At 69.5% G+C, this 18490-nt stretch carries 23 protein-coding genes; 3 read left to right on the top strand and 20 right to left on the bottom strand.

The genetic code is table 11. From position 1 onward, the window contains the following. Positions 1-51 precede the first annotated feature (51 nt). From ACTIE9_RS10135 to rplS, 6 genes are all read right to left on the bottom strand, one after another. Positions 52-2058, bottom strand: coding sequence for a hypothetical protein (locus ACTIE9_RS10135; protein ID WP_439565453.1), 2007 nt, complete (start codon positions 2056-2058; stop codon positions 52-54). Next, the gene (locus ACTIE9_RS10130; RefSeq protein ID WP_439565452.1) at positions 2059-2820 is read right to left on the bottom strand and encodes a hypothetical protein; all 762 of its coding nucleotides are present in this window, start codon (positions 2818-2820) and stop codon (positions 2059-2061) included. It abuts the gene before it with no gap. 129 nt (positions 2821-2949) lie between these two features. After that, the gene (locus ACTIE9_RS10125; protein ID WP_255158941.1) at positions 2950-3273 is read right to left on the bottom strand and encodes a DUF2469 domain-containing protein; all 324 of its coding nucleotides are present in this window, start codon (positions 3271-3273) and stop codon (positions 2950-2952) included. Positions 3274-3285: 12 nt separating this feature from the next. After that, positions 3286-3966 (bottom strand): ribonuclease HII, encoded by a 681-nt coding sequence (locus tag ACTIE9_RS10120; protein ID WP_439565451.1) that lies wholly within the window; start codon positions 3964-3966, stop codon positions 3286-3288. A 24-nt stretch (positions 3967-3990) separates the two neighbouring features. Beyond that, positions 3991-4731: a signal peptidase I gene (gene lepB, locus ACTIE9_RS10115; protein WP_439565450.1), complete on the bottom strand. Its 741-nt coding sequence runs from the start codon at positions 4729-4731 to the stop codon at positions 3991-3993. 105 nt (positions 4732-4836) lie between these two features. Beyond that, positions 4837-5184, bottom strand: a complete 348-nt coding sequence (rplS, locus tag ACTIE9_RS10110) for a 50S ribosomal protein L19 (RefSeq protein WP_439565455.1) — start codon at positions 5182-5184, stop codon at positions 4837-4839. A gap of 215 nt (positions 5185-5399) precedes the next feature. Between rplS and ACTIE9_RS10105 the strand changes: the two genes are divergently transcribed. After that, the gene (locus ACTIE9_RS10105; protein ID WP_439565449.1) at positions 5400-6044 is read left to right on the top strand and encodes a TetR family transcriptional regulator; all 645 of its coding nucleotides are present in this window, start codon (positions 5400-5402) and stop codon (positions 6042-6044) included. Continuing rightward, a complete protein-coding gene (gene map / locus ACTIE9_RS10100; protein WP_439565448.1) occupies positions 6045-6812 on the top strand; it encodes a type I methionyl aminopeptidase in 768 nt (255 codons plus the stop codon). Here map and ACTIE9_RS10095 read toward each other — a convergent pair. The 9 genes from ACTIE9_RS10095 to ffh all read right to left on the bottom strand — a co-directional run bounded on the left by ACTIE9_RS10095 (position 6809) and on the right by ffh (position 14008). Beyond that, a complete protein-coding gene (locus tag ACTIE9_RS10095; RefSeq protein ID WP_439565447.1) occupies positions 6809-7441 on the bottom strand; it encodes a hypothetical protein in 633 nt (210 codons plus the stop codon). The two genes, map and ACTIE9_RS10095, sit on opposite strands and share 4 nt — an antisense overlap. Before the next feature lie 23 nt (positions 7442-7464). Beyond that, positions 7465-7944: a hypothetical protein gene (locus ACTIE9_RS10090; protein ID WP_439565446.1), complete on the bottom strand. Its 480-nt coding sequence runs from the start codon at positions 7942-7944 to the stop codon at positions 7465-7467. Beyond that, positions 7941-8624, bottom strand: a complete 684-nt coding sequence (gene trmD / locus ACTIE9_RS10085; protein WP_439565445.1) for a tRNA (guanosine(37)-N1)-methyltransferase TrmD — start codon at positions 8622-8624, stop codon at positions 7941-7943. The genes ACTIE9_RS10090 and trmD overlap by 4 nt, the downstream gene beginning before the upstream one ends. 10 nt (positions 8625-8634) lie before the next feature. Beyond that, positions 8635-9237, bottom strand: a complete 603-nt coding sequence (gene rimM, locus ACTIE9_RS10080) for a ribosome maturation factor RimM (protein ID WP_439565444.1) — start codon at positions 9235-9237, stop codon at positions 8635-8637. Continuing rightward, complete coding sequence (locus ACTIE9_RS10075) at positions 9234-9473, bottom strand: RNA-binding protein (RefSeq protein WP_255158931.1); 240 nt, start codon at positions 9471-9473, stop codon at positions 9234-9236. Before ACTIE9_RS10075 ends, rimM begins: the two co-directional genes overlap by 4 nt. 5 nt (positions 9474-9478) lie before the next feature. After that, positions 9479-10015: a 30S ribosomal protein S16 gene (gene rpsP, locus ACTIE9_RS10070; RefSeq protein WP_439565443.1), complete on the bottom strand. Its 537-nt coding sequence runs from the start codon at positions 10013-10015 to the stop codon at positions 9479-9481. 175 nt (positions 10016-10190) lie between these two features. Then, on the bottom strand, positions 10191-10979 hold the full coding sequence (locus ACTIE9_RS10065; RefSeq protein ID WP_439565442.1) for an LLM class F420-dependent oxidoreductase: 789 nt from the start codon (positions 10977-10979) through the stop codon (positions 10191-10193). A 5-nt stretch (positions 10980-10984) separates the two neighbouring features. Continuing rightward, positions 10985-12382: an amidase gene (locus tag ACTIE9_RS10060; RefSeq protein WP_439565441.1), complete on the bottom strand. Its 1398-nt coding sequence runs from the start codon at positions 12380-12382 to the stop codon at positions 10985-10987. A gap of 36 nt (positions 12383-12418) precedes the next feature. Next, positions 12419-14008: a signal recognition particle protein gene (ffh, locus tag ACTIE9_RS10055; RefSeq protein WP_439565440.1), complete on the bottom strand. Its 1590-nt coding sequence runs from the start codon at positions 14006-14008 to the stop codon at positions 12419-12421. A 62-nt stretch (positions 14009-14070) separates the two neighbouring features. On the opposite strand from ffh, the gene ACTIE9_RS10050 reads away from it, so the two are divergent. After that, positions 14071-14613 (top strand): gamma carbonic anhydrase family protein, encoded by a 543-nt coding sequence (locus tag ACTIE9_RS10050; RefSeq protein WP_439565439.1) that lies wholly within the window; start codon positions 14071-14073, stop codon positions 14611-14613. On the opposite strand, the gene ACTIE9_RS10045 is transcribed toward ACTIE9_RS10050, so the two are convergent. From ACTIE9_RS10045 to ACTIE9_RS10025, 5 genes are all read right to left on the bottom strand, one after another. Continuing rightward, entirely contained in the window at positions 14589-15863 is a 1275-nt protein-coding gene (locus ACTIE9_RS10045) for a Dyp-type peroxidase (protein WP_439565438.1), read from the bottom strand. The genes ACTIE9_RS10050 and ACTIE9_RS10045 overlap by 25 nt on opposite strands. A 4-nt stretch (positions 15864-15867) precedes the next feature. Then, complete coding sequence (locus tag ACTIE9_RS10040) at positions 15868-16425, bottom strand: copper chaperone PCu(A)C (protein WP_439565437.1); 558 nt, start codon at positions 16423-16425, stop codon at positions 15868-15870. 226 nt (positions 16426-16651) lie between these two features. Continuing rightward, entirely contained in the window at positions 16652-17242 is a 591-nt protein-coding gene (locus tag ACTIE9_RS10035; protein ID WP_439565436.1) for a hypothetical protein, read from the bottom strand. Between the two features lie 35 nt (positions 17243-17277). Further along, positions 17278-18150 carry a signal recognition particle-docking protein FtsY gene (gene ftsY, locus ACTIE9_RS10030; protein ID WP_439565435.1) on the bottom strand — a complete coding sequence of 291 codons (873 nt, stop codon included), beginning with the start codon at positions 18148-18150 and terminating at the stop codon, positions 17278-17280. Then, positions 18151-18429, bottom strand: coding sequence for a DUF3039 domain-containing protein (locus tag ACTIE9_RS10025; protein ID WP_255158924.1), 279 nt, complete (start codon positions 18427-18429; stop codon positions 18151-18153). Positions 18430-18490 lie beyond the last annotated feature (61 nt).

Raw genomic sequence — 18490 nt, 5'->3', positions numbered from 1 at the left:
CGGCAAGGTTCCTCCCATCAGCAGATTGAACAACCTGCCTGGGCACTACAGCTAGCGCGCCGCGGCTGCCGGCTGCTCGACGACCTCGTCGGCGTCATCATCGCCGCGGCCGGTGAACTGCAGCACCGCCCACAGGGTCAGGGTGACGACGGCGAAGACCACCATGACGAGCATCCAGAAGGCGACATCGGCGACGTCGCCTTCCTCGCCGGATGCCGTCGGCAGCACGATCAGGGCGAAGAGCGTGCCGACGGCGGTGAACACTGCGGCCCACAGCAGCTTCGAGCGGCGGAAGATCTCGTGCCCTTGCAGGAAGCCGAGCGGCAGCAGCGCGGCGAGCGCGGCGGTGAGGCCTTCGGAGGTCGTCGCGACCAGGGCGTCGCTCACGAGCAGGCCCGCCACCGTCGGTTCGCCGGTCGCGAGGGCGGACGCGATCGAGAATCCGACCCAGGCGAGCAGGGCGAGACCGACCATGACCCCGATGTTCGTGAGGGTCGCGCGCACGCGGTGCGGAGCGCCGACGCGGGTGAGCAGGTCGAGCCCGATCACGAGTCCGATGAGGAATCCGGGCGAGAACTCGAGCAGACGCGCCACGATCACACCGAGCGCGGCGAACACGAGAGCGGCCGGCTGCAGGCTCACGCGGGTCGGGATGCTCCACACCCGCTGGATGATCGCCCCGCTGATCCACGCCGCCACGTAGGTCACGATGAACAGGCCGATCGCGAGCGAGACCGTCATGCGCAGCGACACGGGGTCGAAGCCGTAGTCGGGGTCGACGAACCCGAAGATGAGCGAGGTCAGCACGACGAGCAGCGCCGCGGCGAGCGCCCGGGTGCGGGTCACGCTGGCGAACCACTCCGTGGCGCGCTCGACCCGGTTCTCGATCGCCGCGTACCAGCGCCCGAGGCGACGAGTGTTCGACGCGAGCGTGCTGTTGAGCAGCTCAGCCGGGAACGCGACGAGGAGGAGGATCGCGAGTGCGATGCCGCCCGCTGTGACGGCGAGCAGCGGAGTGCGGAAGATGCGATCGATCGTGGGGATGCTGTCGCTGATCGCCGAGGGAGCCGCCGGATCGGAGCGGTCGCCCGCACCCCCGCCTGTGCCGCCGTCGCCCGCAGCCGCCGCGGTCTCGGTCTTCTCGGGCGCGATGAATTCCACGGTCTCCTTGACCGGGTCGATCACGGGTGCGGCGACGACAGACACGGGAATGGTGACGGGAGACGCGACCCCGCCGGGCGGCGTGGCGATCGCCACGAGCGTGTGGTCACCGGGCTCGAGGTCGGTCGGAACGACGACATCGAGCGCGAACGCCCCGGTGTCTCCGACCACGGTCGACCCGAGCACCTGCGGCGTCGAGCGGATCTCGACGACGACACCGGTGCCGACCGGCAGCCCTGAGGCCGTCAGGCTGAGCTGTTGACCGGGCGTGAGCGGCTGGCCGTCGTACCCCTCGAGCGTCCAGGGCAGGGGCGCGGGTCCGACGGGCTCGGCTGCGGGTGGCACGACGGCCGGGGCCGCGGGTACCGTCACCGAGCGGGCCGCGGTGTAGGCAGAAAAGCCGTTGAGAGAGAGGTCGGCGACGGATTCGCCCCCGGGGGTTGCGACGAAACCGACCGATTGCTGCACCGCGCGGTACGACGCTGTGCCGACGGGCGGCGTGGCCGTGCACTGCCAGTTGCCTCCCCCACCGACCACGCCGGAGCACACGTCATTGCCGCCCCCTGTTCCTCGCACAATGACCCGGTACCCCGGTGTGCCGGTGCCCGAGAACACGACCGACCGGTCGCTCGCGATCCTTGCCGAGAGTGGTCCGGGTGCGGCGGGGATCATCACGTAGTCGTCGCGGAACGGGCTCTCGAACCCGACATCGACCTGGGTCGAGTAGAAGTTCCAGATGCCGGGTGTGAGGCCAGAGTATGTACAGGTCTCGACCGGCGAGACGGGGTTCGGACCCTCGTCAGCGGGGCAGTACGCCACGGGCGGACCGTAGAAGTACCCTTCTCCCTCGACGAGTTCGATCTGGTACACCTCGCTGTAGACGACCGAGGTTGGCAATCACTGCGTGGTGATCTGGATGCTCGCCGGACCGAGCACGTAGCTCGACGTTGGAGCCGGCAGGAGCACGTCGCCGCCGATCTCATCGTCGTAGCTGCCCGGCACCGTCTCGAGCCCGACCACGGTCGTGCCGTAGGCGATGAAGTACACGTAGCCCCAGGACGGCGACGTGCCGGTGCAACTCCACTCGCCTGTGGCCGGTATTACCGTGTCGGTGCAAAACGAAGCGGTCTGCTCCGGAGCGTCGCCCGGGTAGTACCTGATGTCGATCGCCACGGCGCCGAAAGCGGGTCCGGTGCCGGAAACTGTGATCGTGCGGCTCGACCACTCGTTGCTGAAGCTCGTGAAGTTGGTGATCGTGGCCGTGTCGGTCGACCCGACGCGCACCGTCACGGCGTTGCTGTCGGCGCTCCAGTCACCCTCGCCCGGTTCAGCGACATCGCTGTGCTGGGCGACGACTGTGTAGACGCCGGGCGTGGGAACCGCTGAGGTGCACGAGAAGGTCGTCTCGCCGGGGCTCAACCCCTGGAAGCACTCTTCGACAACCGCGCTGTTGGCTCGCCACTGCACGCGCACGTAGTCGTAACCGCTCGGAACGGCGAGAGTACCTGCGATCGTGACATCGGGCCCCACGGTGTCAAGCGACGCGATCGGACTCGTGATGGTGGGCGCGGCAGGCGCTGCGGATGCGGCCGACACCGTGGCGAAGGCGGATGCGGCGGCGAGCGATGCAGCCGCCGAGAGGGCCAGCAGGCGTCGCACGGGACGACGGAGGGGACGACGATCGTTCGACACGGTATTCCTGCCTCGGGTAAGAGGAATGCGTCGTGCGGGGGCACGGGTTCTTAGGCTAACCCGAGAACGTTTCGAACGTATGACGAATTCGCGCGACTACTCGTCGAGCGCGAGCTCCTTCGGCAGCTTCAGTTCTTTCTTGCCGAGCTCCTCGACGTTGACGTCTTTGAAGGTCAGCACCTTCACGCTCTTCACGAAGCGGTCGGCCCGGTAGACGTCCCACACCCAGACGTCGGTGAGGGTGAGCTCGAAGTAGAAGTCGCCGCCCATGTCGCGCACGACCTGCTCGACCTCGTTGGCGAGGTAGAAGCGCCGCTCGGTCTCGACGACGTACGAGAACTGCGACACCACATCGCGGTACTCGCGGTAGAGAGCGAGCTCGACCTCGCGGTCGTAATCGTCGAATTCTTCGTCGTCCATGGCGTGTCGAGTCTAGACCGTCGGGCTCGAGGCGGTGTCGAGACCGTCGAGCAGCGACGGCTGCCGCAACCAGGTGACGCGATGACGCGGCGATGCGCCGTGCTCGGCGACCGCGGCGAGGTGATCCGCACTGCCGTACCCCTTGTTGCCGTTCCAGCCGTACACGGGCCACCGTTCGTGATCGGCCACCATGAGCGCATCGCGGTGCTGCTTCGCCACGACCGAGGCGCCTGCCACCGAGGCGCAGTCGCGGTCGGCCTTGACGCGGGTCAGGATGCGCGGCGGCGAGGTGAGCGCGGGCGTCAGCCAATCGTGGCTGCCGTCGAGCAGCACCGTCGAGGCCCCGACGTCGAGGCCCGCCGCGTGCAGGGCGATGAGCCCGCGGCGGGCGGCCATGCCGAGCGCCGCGACGATGCCATGGGTGTCGATCTCGGCGGGCTCCGCCTCCCCGACGGCGACAGCGGCCGCCCAGGCGTGCACGAGGGGTTCGACCTCGGCGCGCCGCGTGGGGCTGAGCAGCTTGCTGTCGCGCAACCGGGCGGGCGGAGCATCCACTGCCGGAAGAATGGCGCACACGCCCACGGCGACGACTCCGGCGATCGCCCCGCGACCGACCTCGTCGACGCCGATCACGACGGGCGCGCCCGAGGCGAAGAACGCCTGCTCGACCTCGAGCGTGGGCGCAGCGCTCATCGTGGCGATCTCACAGGGCCGGGCTCACTCGACGCGCTCGACCCCGTCGAAGACGAGCGGGTAGCTGTCGATCCACTGCCACCGATCGATGGGCCAGCTGATCACGAACGCGCGGCCCACCACGTCGGCGATCGGCACGACGCCGTTGAAGCGCGAATCGGAGGAGTCGTAGCGGTTGTCGCCCATGACCCAGAGCGTGCCCTCGGGCACGTCCTCCTGGAAGTCCTGCCCCGCGACGTCGGTGGTGCCCGCGGGTAGCAGCACGTAGGGCTCGTCGAGCGGCACCCCGTTGATGCTCAGCTGACCGAGATCGTTGCAGCAGACGATGCGGTCGCCCGGCAGCCCGATGACGCGCTTGATGAGGTGCTCGTCGCTGTCGGAGGCGCTCAGCCCGATGAGCGAGAGCACCCAGTCGCCGGCCGCGGCGAGCGGTGGCTGCGGCGTCTCGACGCGCGGAGGCAGCCAGCCGCCCGGGTCGGCGAAGACGACGACGTCGCCGCGCTCGATGGGCACGACGTCGGGTACGAGCTGGTTGACGATGATGCGGTCGTTGACCAGGAGGGTGTCCTGCATCGACTCGGAGGGGATGTAGAACGACCGGATCAGGAACGTCTTGATGAGGAACGAGATGACGAGCGCGGCCACGACGATGACGAGCACGTCACGGAAGAAGAGCAGCACGCTGCGACCTCTGCTGGTCGTGCCGCCCGTCGGGGCCGGTGCAGTGGATGCTCCGCTGACGGCGGGCGCGGTGTGCTCAGTCATGACTCCCCAGGTGCTCGCGCCCAGTCTAGGCGGCTGCCGGGGCGGAATGACCGAGGGCCTCGCCGACGGATCGGCGAGGCCCTCGAGAGGCGAGCGGAGCGCGGGCTACGCGTCGCGCTTCTCCTTGATCTTGGCCTTCTTGCCGCGCAGGTTGCGCAGGTAGTAGAGCTTGGCGCGGCGCACGTCGCCACGGGTGACGACCTCGATGTGGTCGATCACGGGCGAGTGCACGGGGAAGGTGCGCTCGACGCCCACCTGGAAGCTGACCTTGCGCACGGTGAACGACTCGCGGATGCCCTCGTTCGAGCGGCCGATGACGACGCCCTGGAAGACCTGGATACGCGAGCGGCTGCCCTCGATGATGTTCACGTGCACCTTGACGGTGTCGCCGGGGCGGAACTCGGGGATGTCGGTGCGCAGCGAGGCGGCGTCGACGTGGTCGAGGATGTGCATGGTCATTCGCTCTCTGCGACCGCCACAGGTCGATCGCGGTTTCTCGGAAGATTCGTAGGTGGTGCGTGGTGCTCGCAGATCCACGGCTCCCCTGCGGCAGAACCGTGCCGAGGCACAAAGAGAAATGATGCCACATTGTGCGGCCCGCGCCCAATCAGTGGAAGGATATGAGAAATGCATACGGAGCGTCGGGGGACGATCCCAGGGGGTACACCATGAACGCACGACCAGCACTCGCCACCGACAAGGTCGTCATGCGCACCGAGCCGGTGCAGCAACGCAGTTCCGAGCGCATCACGCTCCTGCTCGATGCAGCAGCCTCGCTCATCGACGATTCGGGGATCGACGGCGTCACGACAAGCGCTGTGGCGAAGCGCTCGGCGTCATCGGTGGGCGTCGTGTACCGCTACTTCCCCAACATCCAGTCGTTGCTGCGCGCCCTCGCCGCCCGCAACATGGAGCGCTACCTGGAGCGGGTCTGGCAGGGCGTCGAGAACTCGCCGCCCGAGGCGTGGTCGTCGTTCGACAGCACGCTCGACGCCTTCATCGACATGACCCGGCACGAAGCCGGCTTCCGGGCGCTGCGCTTCGGCGACGTGATCGATCAGCGGTTCATCAGCCCTGAGCTCAGCAACAACGCCATCCTCGCGCGCGAGTTCGCCGCCCAAGTCGGGCGCACCTACGACTTCACGCCCGACGACGAGATCGTCTTCCACCTCGAGGTCGCGATCGAGATCGCGAGCGGACTGCTCACGCGAGCCTTCCAGCTCGACAAGAATGGGGATGCGCGCTTCATCGAGGCGACGCGAGAACTGTGCGGCACCTACCTGCGCACCCATATTCCCCTGCCGAGGACGTAGATGATCGAATTGCGAACGCCCGCCGAGATCGAGCAGATGCGACCGGCGGGCCGTTTCGTCGCGAGCGTGCTGACCGCGACGAGCGCCGCGGCCGACGTCGGCGTGAACCTGCTCGACCTCGATGCGCTCGCGCACGACATGATCCGCGCCGAGGGTGCCGAGAGCTGCTACATCGACTACCACCCCTCCTTCGGAGCATCGCCGTTCGGCAAGGTCATCTGCACGTCGGTCAACGATGCGGCCCTGCACGGACTGCCGCACGACTACCGGCTGCGCGACGGCGACATGCTCTCGCTCGACTTCGCGGCATCGGTCGACGGATGGGTGTGCGACTCGGCGCTCACGATCATCGTGGGCACGCCGCGACACGACGACCTCGCGCTGATCGACCGTGTCAACGAGGCGCTCGCGGCGGGCATCCGGCAGGCCCGGGTCGGCAATCGGATGGGCGACATCTCCGCGGCGATCGGCGATGTGGCCGCCGAGGCGGCCTACCCCGTGAACCTCGACTTCGGCGGCCACGGTGTCGGCCGCACGATGCACGGCGACCCGCACGTGCCCAACGACGGCCGCCCCGGGCGCGGGCTCAAGCTGCGCGCTGGGCTCGTGCTCGCGATCGAGCCCTGGTTCATCCCCGACACCGACGAGATCTACACCGACGACGACGGCTGGACGCTGCGCAGCCGCACCGGCACCCGCGCCGCGCACGCCGAGCACACCGTCGCGATCACGGCCGACGGGCCGATCGTGCTGACCGCGCGCGCCTAGGCCGTCGGCGGCGGCACAGCCCCGAGGGACCAATCGACGACGATGTCACCGGCACCGTCGCCTCGTCGCGCGTGCAGCCGTGACCCGGGATAGAGGATCGGCAACGAGGTGGTCGGAACAGCGTTGCCGACCTGCGTCTGGTATGGCGCCTCGGCGCCGTCGATGACGGTGAGCGTGAGCAGGTAGACGGCGTCGCCGTTCGGGGCCGTCATGCCGAGCGGTTGAGCCTGCACGAGCACCACCTCGACGGGCCGTCCGGTCTCGAGGATCGACGCTGCGGATGACTCCCCCTCGACCGCCTTGACCTGCACCTCCGGGGGCGCCGTCGCGAAGTCGAGAGCGATGCGCGCCGGATTCGCAGGGTCGACGCGCACCGCCACCCATGCGCTGCCCGATGCGAGTTGGGGGATGTAGACCTCCTGGACGCGCTGCGCCACCGTCGCGGTGTAGGGCTCGTGCCCTTCCCGGTAGACCTGCACGGTGAAGGTGCACTTGCGCTCGGGAAGAGCGTTCATGACGCTCATCGTCAGGGTTCCTGCCGACAGCCCGAGGATGTGCCCGCGAGCCAGCTCGCCCGTGGTCAGCAGCGAGTCGTCGGGCGACCCGATGAGATTCGACAACCAGCCCACAGCGATCCTCTCGACGGCGGCGATCAGCGGGTCGGCGACACCGACTCGGGTTCGGTGATCGAGCCGCCGTGCGCGTCGCCCCGATCATCGTCGTGGTCGTCGGAGACGGGCCGACGCGAGCGGATGGTCGTCGAGACCATCGTGGCGAACGCCGTGGCGGCGGCCGCGATGAGCAACGGCCAGAGCAGATAGCCCAGGAAGAGCAGGTCGGGGCTCGACGAGATCGCGATGATCGCGACCACGAGCGCGAACTCGACGATCAGCAGTAGCTTCTCGCCCACCGTCAGCATGGGCGGGCGCCGCAGCATCACCGCAACGTGGTTGATCGTGAGCGACAGCGCGAGGCCCGGCAGCACGAACGACCCGGTGATGAGAGCCTGCAGCGTCGGCAGCGCGCTCACGTCACCCGTCAACTGGAGGTACCAGGCCGCGACTCCGGCGGCGCCCGCGATCGCCGCCACGAGCGGCTGCGACCACAGCCACATCCGCTCGCCGGCCGTCATGGCTCCTCGATCAGGTCAGGTCGAATCTCTCGGGTGCGCGCGAGCTGCTGCTCGTGCCGCCACGTCGCGACGGCACCGTGATTGCCGCTCAGCAGCACCGGCGGCACCTCGATCCCCCGCCAGACAGCGGGTTTGGTGTAGCTCGGGTACTCGAGCAGGCCGCCCTCGTGGCTCTCCTCCGTCAGGCTCTCGGGGTTGCCCACGACGCCGGGCACGAGCCGACCGATCGCCTCGATCATCGCCATCGTCGCCACCTCCCCGCCGTTGAGCACGTAGTCGCCGATGCTGAGCACGCGAACCTCCGTGCGCCCAGAGTAGTGGTCGACGACGCGCTGGTCGATGCCTTCGTAGCGCCCGCAGGCGAACACCAGATGCTCGCGCAGAGCGAGCTCGCGCGCCATGGCCTGCGTGAAGGGATGCCCGGCCGGGCTGGGCACGATGAGCACGCTGCCCGGGGTGAGCACAGCATCCAGCGCCTCGCCCCAGGGCTCGGGCTTCATGACCATGCCTGCTCCGCCTCCGTAGGGCGTGTCATCGACCGTGCGGTGGCGATCGTGCGCGTGGTCGCGCAGGTCGTGCACGCCCACCTCGATGACGCCGGCGGCGCGAGCGCGCCCGAGCAGCGACACGTCGAGCACCCCGAAGAACTCGGGGAAGATCGTGACGATGTCGAGGCGCACGCTCTGCAGTCTAGGCAGAGGGGGCGACGTCGGCCTCGGGGTCGGCGGGCGGCCCGTCGTCGCCCGGCTGGTCGTCGTCGGGCAGCTCTTCGAAGAGCCCCACCGGCGGAGTGATCGTCACCGTGCCAGCGGCGATGTCGACAGACGGAACGATCGCGGCGACGAACGGCACGAGCACCTCGCGCTCGCCGGCCTTCACGACGAGGAGGTCTTGCGCGGGGAAGTGCTCGACCCGCGCGACCGTGCCCACCTCGACGCCGTCGCGCAGCGCGCGCAGGCCGACGAGTTGGAAGTCGTACCAGGCGTCGGGCTCGTCGGCCTCGTCGGTGTCCTGATCGATCCACAGGATGGCCTTCACGAGGCTCTCGGCACCGGTGCGATCGGCGACACCCTCGAAGAAGCCGACCGGCTGGCCGTTGTACCAGCGGAGCTCAGCGAGCGTGAGCGTCTTGCCGTGCCAGGGCGAGCTCGTCGGCACCTGCAAGGTGAAGACGGCACCCGGCGTGAAGCGCTTATCGGGGTCATCGGTGAAGAGCTCGAGCTTCAGCGCACCCTTGAGCCCGTGGGCTTTGGTGAGACGACCGACCCGCAGCTGTTGCGCAGCCGGGCTCACAGCTGATCGGTGTCGACGACGTCGACGCGCACGCGACGCCCGTCGGCGAGCGACGAGATGACCGTGCGGAGGGCCTTGGCGGTGCGTCCGCCGCGGCCGATCACGCGGCCGAGGTCCTCGGGGTGCACGCGCACCTCGAGGACCTCGCCGCGAGCAGAGCTCTGCGCGACGACGGCGACATCGTCGGGGTGATCGACGATCCCCTTGACGAGATGTTCGAGCGTGTCAGCGAGCACGTGCGTCAGGCCTTCTCGGCCTCGGCGTCGTCGGCGGCAGCGGCCTCAGCGGGAGCCTCGGCGGCAGCCTCCTCCGCGGGGGCCTCGACGGGAGCCTCAGCGGCCTCCTCGACGACCTCGACGGCGGGGGCCTCCGCGGCCTCGTCAGCGGCGGGCGCCTCGGCGACCGGAGCCTTCTCGGCGACGGGCTTCTCGGCCTTGGGCTTGAGCACCGGCTTCTTCTTCTCGTCCATGACGAACTCGGCCTTGGGCTCAGCGAACTTGACGGTGCTCTTGGCACCCTTCTCGCCCTTGAACATGCCCCAGTCGCCCGTGAGCTTGAGCAGCGCGAGCACCTGCGGGCTCGGCTGGGCGCCGACGCTCAGCCAGTACTGGGCGCGCTCGGAGTTGACCTCGATGACCGAGGGCTCCTCCGTGGGGTGGTACTTGCCGATCTCCTCGATCGCGCGGCCGTCGCGCTTGGTGCGCGAGTCGGCGACGACGATGCGGTAGTACGGTGCACGGATCTTGCCCATGCGCTTGAGGCGAATCTTGACAGCCACGTTTCTCCGAAATGTGTGAAGGGATGAGTTGCGACCGGCTGCGTGGGGCACACTCGGCGCGAAAGCTCGTGATGGATGCTCGCGCCGCCTGATTAGAGGGTCGGGCGCGCGAGCACTCGACCCCCCATTCTGGCAGATTTTCGCGGGCTCCGCCGCCGCGGGCTGCGGACCCCGCTCAGCGGTGCCCGTCGCGCCAGCTCAGCCACTCGCGCACGGGGGCCATGTCGAACTCGGGGCCGTCGAGGCCCAGCGTGAAGAGCGTCGCGCCGACGGCGTGCAGCTCGTCGGCCTGCTTCGTCGTGCGCTCGCGGATCTCGACCGAGATCTCGATCTCGCCCACGTCTCGGCCCACCGCCGCACCGTGCCCGGCGAGCACGCCGAGCTTGTGCTCGAGCGTCGGCACGTCGGCGAACGAGTGCCAGATGTCGGCGTGCTGAGCGACGATGCGCAGCGTCTTCTTCTCGCCGCCGCCCCCGATCAAGATGGGGATGTCGCGGGTGGGGGCGGGGTTCAGGCGCGACCAGCGATCACGGATGATCGGCAGGGCGTCGGCCAGGGCATCCAGTCGACCGCCCACGGTGCCGAACTCGTAGCCGTACTCGTCGTAGTCACGCTCGAACCAGCCCGAGCCGGTGCCGAAGATGAACCGGCCCTCACCGCCCTTGGCGCTGATGTGGTCGATCGTGCGGGCCATGTCGGCCTGCAGGTTGGCGTTGCGGTAGCTGTTGCAGTTGACGAGGGCCCCGAGCTCGGCGTGCGTCGTCTGCTCGGCGATCGCCGCGAGCATCGTCCACGACTCGAAGTGCTGGCCATCGGGCTCGCCGTAGAGCGGGAAGAAGTGGTCCCAGTTGAAGATCACGTCGACGCCGAGGGCGTCGAGCTCGGCGGCCGCGTCGCGGATCCGCTCGTAGGAGGTGTGCTGGGGCCGCAGCTGCACGCCGAGGCGCACGGGTCGAGACGTCATGCCTCTCAGCCTACGGTCGCCGCCGGGTCGGCGATGCGGGCCCAGGGGCTCGCCGCCTCGAGCTGCGCGGCGACGCTCAGCAGCAGCGCCTCCCCCGCTCCGTCGGCGGCGGGATGCGCCACGAGTTGCACCGCGAGCGGCACCTGCGCGTCGTCATGCCACCCGGCGGGCACGGCGGCGGCCGGCCACCCGAGCAGGTTCCACAGGGCCGCGTAGGGTGCGTAGCCGATGTTGGCGCGCAGGTTCGCGACCCAGCCGCGCCGGTGCCAGCCCTCGGCGACGGGCCCCGGCTTGGCGAGGCCCGGTGTGAGGATGACGTCGACGTCGGCCGTGGCGGCCTCGACCCGCGCGCGCAGGCGATCGACCGGCCCGGGGCGCAGTCCGCCGAGCCGCCGCAGCACGCGGCCCGCGCGCACGTGCGCACGCACGCGCGGCTCGAGGCGGCGCACGTCGAGCCCCTCGTGCGCGGCATCATCGGCCGCGCCGGCGAACCAGCGCGCGAGCACGGGCAGCGGGTCGGCCGGGTACGGGATCACCAGATCGACCACCTCGTGCCCGGCGGCCCGCAGCGTTGCGGCGGCGCGGTCAGCGGCCGCCTTCCACTCGGGGGCGAGTGTCGCCAGCGGCGTCGGGATGCCCGTGGCGAGCCCGACGCGTAGCGGACGCGGGGCCGCCACCTCGGCGAGCGCCGGGCGGCCCGCCATGACGGAGAGCACGAGAGCGGCATCCGCCACCGTGGTCGCGAGCGGGCCGTTCTCGCTCATGCCGAACCAGCTGTGCGCGCCCATGTCGGCGGGCACGAGGCCCGACCCGGGCTTGAGGCCCACGAGCCCGCAGTTGGCGGCAGGGATGCGGATGGATCCCATGCCGTCGGCGGCGTGCGCGACGGAGACCATGCCGCTCGCGACCGCGGCGGCCGAACCCCCCGAGGAGCCACCCGACGTGCGGTCAGGGTTGTGCGGGTTGCGGGTGGTTCCGTAGACCGAGTCGGTCGTGCCGAACACGCAGAGCTCGGGCACGCGCGTGATCCCGACGACGACCGCGCCCGCGGCGCGCAGGCGGGCGACGACCTCGTGGTCGGCGGGGCGCGGCTCAGCGCTCGTGGCGGCGCTGCCCTCGCGCATCGGCTCGCCCGCGACGGGGATGTTGTCTTTGATCGCGATCGGCACACCCGCGAGCGGCAGGTGCTCCCCTGCGGCGACACGCGCATCCACCGCAGCGGCCTCGGCGAGCGCGCGCTCGGCCCGCACGAGCTGGAAGGCGCCGAGAGCGGGGTCGAGGTCGGCGATGCGGGCGAGGGCGGCCCGGGTCTCGGCGACGGCGGTCGTCGTGCCGGCACGCACGGCGGCGGCGGTGTCGACAGCGGTCGGAGCGGGCGAGGGCACGACGTCGGGCGAGCTCATGGCATCACCCTACGTCGCGGGCGAGCCGCGCTGAACTCAGCGACCGAGCAGCTTCTGGATGGTCGCGAGGTCGTCGGCGCTCGGCTGGGCGCCAGCCGCCGCGCCGCCCCCGAGACCGAATCCGGCTCCGGATGCGCCCGCACCCGCACCGGGCTTCAGCCCCTGCGCGCGAGCGGCCTCCTCGGCCGCGCGCTTCGCCGGGTTGCCCGACTTGGAGGCACCCTTGCCCTTCTTCTTCGCCGCGGCCTTCCGGGCGGCCGCGGCTCCTCCGCCGCCGCCCATGCCGGGCATCGGGCCCATGCCGGGAATCTGCGGCATGCCGCCCTTCGCGACGGTCTTCATCATCTTCGCGGCCTGCTCGAACCGCGTGACGAGGGAGTTGACCTCGGTGACGGTCGTGCCCGACCCGCGCGCGATGCGCAGGCGGCGCGAGCCGTTGAGCAGCTTCGGCACGCGGCGCTCGGCGGGCGTCATCGACTGGATGATCGCCTCGGTGCGCACGAGCTCGCGCTCGTCGAAGTTGTCGAGCTGCTCGCGCATGCCGCGGGCGCCGGGAAGCATGCCGAGCATGCCCTTGATCGAGCCCATGTTCTTGAGCTGCTGCATTTGGGCGAGGAAGTCTTCGAGCGTGAAGCTGTCGCTCGCGAACTTCTCGGCCGTCTTGCGCGCCTCTTCTTCGGTGAAGCTCTTCTGCGCCTGCTCGATGAGGGTGAGGATGTCGCCGAGGTCGAGGATGCGGCTCGCCATGCGGTCGGGGTAGAAGGGCTCGAAGTCGTCGAGGCCCTCGCCGGTCGAGGCGAACATGATGGGCCGGCCCGTGATGCTCGCGACGCTCAGCGCGGCGCCGCCGCGCGCGTCGCCATCCAGCTTCGAGAGCACGACGCCCGTGAAGTCGACGCCCTCTTGGAAGGCCTTCGCCGTCGCGACCGCGTCTTGACCGATCATGGCGTCGATAACGAAGAGCACCTCGTCGGGGTCGACAGCTTTGCGAATGTCGGCGGCCTGCTTCATGAGCTCGGCGTCGACGCCGAGACGGCCGGCGGTGTCGACGATGACGACGTCGTGCAGGGCCGTCGTCGCGTGCTTGAGCGCGTCTTTCGCGACCCGTACGGGATCGCCCTTCCCGTTGCCCGGCTCGGGCGCGAAGACCGCGACCCCGGCCTGCTCGGCCACGACCTGCAGCTGCTGCACGGCGTTCGGGCGCTGCAGGTCGGCGGCGACGAGCAGCGGCGTGTGGCCATCCGCCTTCAGCCACTTGGCGAGCTTGCCCGCGAGCGTCGTCTTGCCGGCACCCTGCAGGCCCGCGAGCATGATGACCGTCGGGGGGTTCTTCGCGAATTGCAGGCGCCGCTGCTGGCCGCCGAGAATCGTGATGAGCTCGTCGTTGACGATCTGCACGACCTGCTGAGCGGGGTTGAGCGCCTTGTTGACCTCGTCGCCCAGGGCGCGCTCGCGCACCGCCGCCGTGAAGTCTTTGACCACGGGAAGGGCGACGTCGGCGTCGAGCAGAGCGCGGCGGATCTCGCGCACCGTGCCGTCGACGTCGGCCGGGCTGAGCTTGCCCTTGGTGCGCAGAGCGGTGAAGGTCGCAGTGAGCCGGTCGGAGAGGGTGCCGAAGGTCGCCATAGTGGCCCCATTCTAGGCGGCGGGCTCTGGTTGACTGTGGGCACCGGCCCTCAGGAGGAACCATGCGACGCGCAATCTTCGGTCACGAACCCCAGGTGGATGCCACGGCGTGGGTCGCCCCGAACGCCACGCTCATCGGCCAGGTGCGCATCCACCCGCGCGCCTCGGTGTTCTACGGTGCAGTGCTGCGCGCCGACCGCGACCTCATCGAGGTCGGCGAGGGCTCGAACCTGCAAGACAACGTGACCGTGCACGGCGACCCCGGAAAGCCCACGATCGTCGGCCGCGGCGTGAGCGTCGGGCACGCGGCGATGCTGCACGGCTGCACGATCGACGACGACTGCCTCATCGGCATGAGCGCGACGGTGCTCAACGGCGCCGTCATCGGGCGCGAGTCGCTCGTCGCCGCGGGTGCGGTCGTGCTCGAAGGCACCATCGTGCCGCCCCGGTCGCTCGTGGCCGGCGTGCCCGCGAAGGTGCGGCGCGAGCTGACCGAGGAGGAAGTGGCGGGCATCCGGCGCAACGCCGAGACCTACCTCATGCTCTCGGCGGAGCACGCGGCTCTCGAGATCGGCACCGATCACACGAGCGTCTCGCCGATGTAACCCCCTGGCTGGCACCCTGGTGGCACGGCGAACACGGCCGAACCGATCGGCGTCGTCCAGAGGTTGAGCAGGTCGACCTCGGCCAAGCGCTGCTGAATCGGCACGAACTGCGCCAGCGGGTCGGCCTGGAGAGAGCCGAAGATGAGACCCGCATCAGTGCCACTACCGGCGGTCATGTCGTAGTTGTAGCCCCGCCGCATGATCTGCGGCGCGCCATCAGCCGACCTCGCGCGCGCGACGTGCGAGACCGCCGAGATGGCCGGGAGCCCAACGGGGGTGCGGGCCTCGAGGTCGGGAGCGTCGAACTCCTGACTGCCGCTGAGGGGCGCCCCGTTCGCGAGACGACGACCCACGGCTTGCTCACGGCTGCCGCGGTCAAGTTCATCCCAGGTGTCGAGGTTCATGGCGATGCGGCGAATGACATAGCTCGTGCCCCCATCGAGCCACGACGGCGACCCGCCGTTGCGCCACACCACCCGCGCGAAAGACTCTGACCCCGGTGCCGGATTCGCCGTTCCGTCGAGCTGCCCGAACAGGTTGCGTTGCGTTGCGCCATGAGGCACGACGCTCGCGGCGTTGCGAAAACCGTCTTGTCGCCATCGAATCACTGCGTAACGACGGATGTCCTTCACCAGCATGCGCGATGCGTGGGCAATCGACATCGGGTCGTCTGCCGCAACCTCGAGAAGCAGGTCACCGCCCGACCAGCGTGGGTCGAGACGATCGATTGCGAAGGGCGGGAGGGGGGCCAACCACGACGGCCGAGCCTCTGGGCTGACCCGGTCGACAAGGCCCGGCCCGAACCCGACGGTCACGGTGAGGCGGGCGGGCGTGAGGGCCAGTTCGGGCTCCGTATCGGCGAGGGCCGGCCGGCCGGCCGTGAGACGCTCGGCGTCGCTCGTGATGAGGCGGAGCATCCGTCGCACTCCGTCACGGTCGACGCCGGGTGCGAGGTCGAATGCAAGATACGAACTGTGCGCTTGCGGATGCAGTTCGATGCCCGCCTGGTGGGTGCCATGAAAAGGCACCACGGTCGTTGCGAGGGAGCCCGGTGCGGCAGCGAGACCGTCGAGGCGTGCGGGGTCGCTCGACGGTGCGGTTCCGAGAGCAAAACCGCCTGCCACACCCAGTCCTGCGGCGCCGACACCGGCGGCACCTCCCAGAAGGAGATGCCGCCGGCTGACGCCCGCGTCAGAGCGTGACGTGGCGCGCTGGGCGTCGCCGGGTGTCACGTGAGCGTTCGCGGGCATGGGACTACTCGTCTCCCATGTCGCCCATGTCGCCCATGTACTCTTCGTCGGCGCCCGAGAACTCCTTCACCGTGAAGCTGTGCTCAAGCGTTGAACCGTCAGAGAACTCGAGCGTGATCATGACCTCGTCACCCGGCAAGAGAGCCTCGCTCACGCCCATCATCATGATGTGATCGTTGCCTGGCGCCAGCTCGTGCATGCTGGCCGCGGCGACAAGGATGCCGCCTTCCTTCTGCTGCATGACCATCGCGCCGTCGCTCATGACGACTTCGTGAAGCTCCATCATCGGCGACACGGTTGAGCTGGCCGCCACGATGGTGATGTCGGCATCGCTCGAGTTCTCGATCATGCCGAACGCGGCCGTCATGCCGTCGTCGACCGCCTTGACCCAGCCGTCGACGATCTGAATCGAGTCGGCCGCGGTTGCCGGCGCATCGGTGTCAGCAGCCGTCTCGGACGTCGCGCACGCGCTGAGCGCGAGGGCGGCAATCACGGCAAGGCTCGTCGCAAGACCCGCTCGACGGAGCGAGAATCGGTGGGATGAGGTTGTTGTGGAATCCATGGGACTTCTCCTTCTGAAGTCGCTCAAGCGAATGCTCCGCTCGAGCACGCAGAACACGTTCTGCTGGCGCGGTGATGCCGCGCCGGGTGACCGCACTCGTCGTGCGGAACGAGACCGCGCTGCGCTGAGCAGGCGGACCACTCGGCGGTGCGCTTCTGCACACAGTCGAGAACCGAACGGTGTCTGACCCGCACGGTTGCACGACGCGATCGTTGTCGCGCCGTGTTCAGCCGATTGCGATGAAAAGCGGTGGACCTCGACGAAGCGGCGGTGGAAGACTCGACCGACCTCGAGGGTGCGCGGCATCGCGGGTCAGCGGCGCGACCGGGCGAACCGCCACTGTCGAAACGCTCACGACGGGGTGAAGGCGGCGCACAACGCTCACGCTGAGCGCCACGGCGGTGTCGACGATTCTCTGCTCACTGAGCAAGAGCACAAGAGACACGAGGCCCGCGACAACGTGGGCGAGCACCATGTTGGAGTGGTCGTGCGTTAAGACCGTCGCGAGCTCAGAGGGGGCGACAGCACCGTGGCTGCCGTGATCACCGATGGGCGACGCCGCGCCCAGCGTGCCCCAGCTGAAGACCGCGTGAAAGACAATCTGTGCCCCGGCGACCACGACAGCCGTGCGCACCGGCCGAAGGCGAGAATCGTCGAGCAACCACAGGCCGAGAACTGAGCCGAGCAGCATCGCGATGGCGAGCCCCGCCACACCAGGTGCCGCGCCACCCGCAACGAGGTGCGCGGTCGACGCGAGCGCCACGGTCGTACCCGTGACGAGCATCCCGCGGAGCAGTCGCTGAGCCCGAGGGTTCATACCCCCTAGGGTATCGTGATTCTGCTGTGCGCGCGTCAGGGCACCAGGCTCGCCGCGAACACGTGCGGCGTGAACCCGGTCAGGTCGCCGATGCCCTCGCCCTGACCGATGAGCTTGATCGGGATGCCCGTCTGCTGCTGCACGCGCAGCACGAACCCGCCCTTCGCCGAGCCGTCGAGCTTCGTGACGACGAGCCCGGTCACCCCCGCGCTCTCAATGAACGCCTCGGCCTGCGCCAGACCGTTCTGACCCGTCGTGCCGTCGAGCACGAGCAGCACTTCCGCGATCGGCGCGAGCTTCTCGATGACGCGCGTGACCTTGCCCAGTTCATCCATCAAGCCGGCCTTCGTCTGCAGGCGGCCCGCGGTGTCGACGATCGCGATATCGACGCCGTTGTCGATGGCGAACTGCACCGTCTGGTAGGCGACGCTCGCCGGATCCTGCCCCGGGTGCTGCGGCCGCACGACCTGCGCGCCCGCGCGCTCGGCCCACGTCGCGAGCTGGTCGACCGCCGCTGCGCGGAACGTGTCGGCCGCGCCGACGACGACGGTGCGCCCGTATCCGGTCAAGAACTTCGCGAACTTGCCGATCGTCGTCGTCTTGCCGACGCCGTTCACCCCGACCACGAGCACGACAGCGGGGCGGTTGCTGAGCGTCAGGGTCGGGTCATGCCGGGCCAGGCGCTCCTCGATGGCTTCGCGCAGCATGCGCTTGAGGTCGCGCGGATCGGTGGTCTTGAACTTCGCGACGTTCGCGCGCAGCTCGTCGAGGATCTCATCGGCCAGGTCGGGGCCGAAGTCGGCGCCGATGAGCGCGGACTCGAGGTCGTCCCACGTGTCGTCATCGATGGTCGGGCTCGTGAACAGCCCTTTGAGGGCGCCGCCGAGGCTCCAGGTGCGGTCGGCCACCTACTCGTCGCGCATCTTCTCGTAGATCTTCTGGCAGTCGGGGCAGATCGGAAACTTCTCGGGGTCGCGCCCCGGCGTCCACTTCTTGCCGCACAGGGCCCGCACGGGCTTGCCGGTGAGCGCCGACTCGATGATCTTGTTCTTGGGCACGTAGTGCGAGAAGCGCTCGTGGTCGCCGTCTTCGAGCTGCTCCTCGTTCAGCAGCTTCTCGAGCTCGCGGTCGAGCACATCGGTGCCGCCGCCCTGGCCTGCTCCGCCCGGTTCGTCCAGTGTCGCCATGCGATCAGTCTACGACGGGGGCGGATGCCCGCACCGGGCTCATCCGCCCGGCGACGTCGGC

Origin of the sequence: Microcella sp. (assembly GCF_051860105.1) — a bacterium.
Classification (GTDB): Bacteria; Actinomycetota; Actinomycetes; order Actinomycetales; family Microbacteriaceae; genus Microcella.
The sequence above is the reverse complement of the archived record's forward strand: the minus strand, read 5'-3'. Positions and strand labels throughout refer to the sequence as shown.